The following is a 1,144-nucleotide window of genomic DNA, read 5'->3' on the forward strand; positions in this document are numbered from 1 at the left end:
TTGACAAAGCCGTCTAAACCGGTCATTACCGTTCTCAGCTTGAGTGATACGCAGCAGTCAGACTATCGCGGGCGACGTGCCGGTTCCCTTCAGGCAGCCCCCCGATCTGGCCCGCCAGCGCGGCCAGGGGCTGGGCCCGCCCCGCCACGTCGAGTTCGCAAACAGCCGCCAGCAGACGGTCAAAGGCGGCCTGCTGGTTCCCTCCAGGCAGCCTCAAGATCTGGCCGGCGAGCGCGGCCAGGGGCTGGCCCCGCCCGGCCACGTCGAGTTCGCGAACAACCGCCAGCAGACTCTCGAAGGCGGCCTGGCGGCTCCCTCCCGGTAGTATCCAGATCTGGCCGGCGAGCGCAGCCAGGGGCAAGCTCCGCTCGGCCACGTCGAGTTCGCGAACAGCCGCCAGCAGACGCTCAAAGGCGGCCTGCTGGTTCCCTCCAGGCAGCCTCAAGATCTGGTCGGCGAGCGCGGCCATGGGCTGGCCCCGCCCGGCCACGTCGAGTTCGCGAACAGCCGCCAGCAGGATATCGAAGGCAGTCTGCCGGTTCCCAGGTAGCATCCAGATCTGGCCGGCGAGCGCGGCCATGGGCTGGCCCCGCCCGGCCACGTCGAGTTCGCAAACAGCAGCCAGCAGGATATCGAAGGCGGCCTGCCGGTTCCCTTCAGGTAGCCCCCCGATCTGGCCGGCGATCGCGACCAGGGGCTGGCCCCGATCGACTACATCGAGTTGGCGAACTTCCGTCAGCAGACTCTCGAAGGCGAGCTGCCGGTTCCCTTCAGGTAGCCCTCCAATCTGGCCGGCAAGCGCGGCCAGGGGCTGACTCCGATCGACCACATCGAGTTGGCGAACTTCCGTCAGCAGACTCTCGAAGACGGTCTGGCGGTCCCCTCCAAGTAGTATAGGTAGCTCCCCGATCTGGCCGGCAAGCGCGGCCAGGGGCTGACCCCGATCGACTACATCGAGTTGGCGAACTTCCGTCAGCAGCCTATCGAAGGCGGCCTGTCGCTTCCATCCAAGTAGTAAAGGTAGCTCCCCGATCTGGCCGGCAAGCGCGGCCAGAGGCTGGCCCCGATTCGCCGCGTCGAGTTCGCGGACAGCCGCCAGCAGACTATCGAAGGCGCCCTGCTGGTTCCCTCCGCGTAGGAACCG

At 67.0% G+C, this 1,144-nt stretch carries 1 protein-coding gene; it reads right to left on the reverse strand.

From position 1 onward, the window contains the following. Positions 1–34: 34 nt before the first annotated feature. Positions 35–1,144 (reverse strand): hypothetical protein (locus P0D80_RS50320; protein WP_408296261.1); only part of this gene is annotated, 1,110 nt, incomplete at its 5' end.

This window comes from Paraburkholderia sp. RL17-373-BIF-A, assembly GCF_046030175.1.
Lineage (GTDB): Bacteria > Pseudomonadota > Gammaproteobacteria > Burkholderiales > Burkholderiaceae > Paraburkholderia.